Below are 2,222 nucleotides of genomic sequence, written 5' to 3'. Positions count from 1 at the left end.
GTGCACCTCGGTGGCGGGCTCCTCGGCCAGGTCGACGACGACATCGAGCGATGGCAGTTCGGGGATCTCGACGATGATGAACGAGAAGTTGTCGTGGGCGCCGTTCTCACGCGTCGTCGCGATGATGTCGGCAGCGCACTCGTCGACACCGGGCCGAAGTACGGCGGCCTTGAGATCGTCCGGCGTCATCACTCCGCTGACTCCGTCCGAACACATCAGGTAGGTCGCGGGCTGTAGCGGCAGCACCTTCACGTGGGGCTGCACCGGCGGGAACTGACCGAGCGACTGGGTGATGACGTTCGTCGGCCTGCCGTGAGTGTCGAAGATCGAGTCGTCGATCGAGATCTGGGTCAGGACCCCATCGGTGATCGAGAAGACCTGGCTGTCGCCGACGTTGAAGACGACGACCCCGTCCTCGGTCACGCACAGTCCCGCAATCGTGGTTCCGAGGCCACTGAGACCGGCCTCGGCACCGACCGCCCGCACCTGGTCGTTGGTGTCGCCGAGCGTCGTCGCCACGTCCTGCTCGGTGCGCCAGTCCGGCGAACGCTCCGCGATGACGGTCAACGCCACCCGGCTCGCGAGGTCACCGCCGACGTGGCCGCCCATACCGTCGGCGACGGCGCAGACGAACGGGACCATCGGCGCGAAATCCATTGTCACGAGCGATCCTTCGCGGACCTGGCTCAGCCAGCCCGCAACCAGGACGCAGTCCTCGTTGCGCTTGCGCACCAGTCCGACGTCGGTGAACGCGTGCACCCTGATCGCGGTCATTCCGCACTACCTCCCAAGTCGCCGGCTCGGCACCTCATCGTAGACGGGATCACAGGATTCGGTCAGTATTGCCCGAATTCCCTTGCGACGCTTGATGAGCAACGAAAACGGCGCCCACCCCGAAGGGTGAGCGCCGCTTAGCGACAAACTTTCAGATCACTTGATGATCTTGGTAACGCGGCCTGCGCCGACGGTCTTGCCGCCCTCGCGGATCGCGAACCGCAGACCCTCGTCCATGGCGACCGACTGGATCAACTTGACGGTGATGTCGACATTGTCGCCGGGCATGACGATGTCGGTGCCCTCCGGCAGCGTCACGACACCGGTCACGTCGGTGGTGCGGAAGTAGAACTGCGGGCGGTAGTTCGAGAGGAACGGCTTGTGACGGCCGCCCTCTTCCTTCGACAGGATGTAGACGCTGCCCTCGAACTCGGTGTGCGGCGTGGTGGTGCCGGGCTTGACCACGACCTGGCCACGCTCGACGTCTTCACGCTTGACACCACGGATCAGCAGGCCGACGTTGTCGCCCGCCATACCCTGATCAAGCAGCTTGCGGAACATCTCGACACCGGTGACGGTCGTCTTGGTGACCGTCGGCTTGATGCCGACGATCTCGACTTCCTCGTTCACCTTGACGATGCCGCGCTCGACACGACCGGTGACGACGGTGCCACGACCGGTGATCGTGAACACGTCCTCGACGGGCATGAGGAAGGGCTTGTCGGTCTCACGGACCGGGTCCGGGATCGAGTCGTCGACGGCCTGCATCAGGTCCTCGACGGACTTGACCCACTTCGGGTCACCCTCGAGGGCCTTGAGCGCCGACACCTGGATGACGGGGGCTTCCTCGTCGAACTCCTGGGCGGCCAGCAGTTCGCGGACCTCCAGCTCGACGAGCTCGAGGAGTTCCTCGTCGTCGACCATGTCGGACTTGTTCAGCGCGACCAGGATGTAGGGCACGCCGACCTGACGGGCGAGCAGCACGTGCTCCTTCGTCTGGGGCATGGGGCCGTCGGTCGCGGCCACCACCAGGATCGCCCCGTCCATCTGGGCGGCACCGGTGATCATGTTCTTGATGTAGTCCGCGTGGCCGGGGGCGTCGACGTGCGCGTAGTGACGCTTCTCGGTCTGGTACTCCACGTGGGAGATGTTGATCGTGATGCCACGCTCACGCTCTTCGGGCGCATTGTCGATCTGGTCGAATGCGCGCGACTCGTTCAACGTCGGGTACTTGTCGTGCAGAACCTTGGTGATTGCTGCGGTCAACGTGGTCTTGCCGTGGTCAACGTGACCGATGGTCCCGATGTTGACGTGCGGCTTCGTCCGCTCGAACTTCGCCTTCGCCACTGTGGTGTCCTCCTGGACTTATTGGTGCTTTTCCGTAAAGCAGGTTTGTGTTGCTCTGTTCAGTTGTGAGGTCCGCCGGGGCGGATCGAGCCAGTACTTAC

Annotated in this window: 2 protein-coding genes; both read right to left on the bottom strand. The window is 64.0% G+C overall.

Translation table 11 applies throughout. The annotated features are described in order from the left end of the window. A partial coding sequence (locus tag ACRDUX_RS21725) for a PP2C family protein-serine/threonine phosphatase (protein ID WP_526416379.1) occupies window positions 1-774 on the bottom strand: 774 nt, incomplete at its 3' end. A gap of 156 nt (window positions 775-930) precedes the next feature. Beyond that, window positions 931-2,121, bottom strand: a complete 1,191-nt coding sequence (tuf, locus tag ACRDUX_RS21720) for an elongation factor Tu (RefSeq protein WP_526416377.1) — start codon at window positions 2,119-2,121, stop codon at window positions 931-933. Window positions 2,122-2,222 lie beyond the last annotated feature (101 nt).

This window comes from Mycobacterium sp. (genome assembly GCF_050701675.1).
GTDB lineage: Bacteria > Actinomycetota > Actinomycetes > Mycobacteriales > Mycobacteriaceae > Mycobacterium.
Note: the sequence above shows the minus strand (reverse complement) of the source record. Positions and strands in the feature narration are given on the sequence as shown.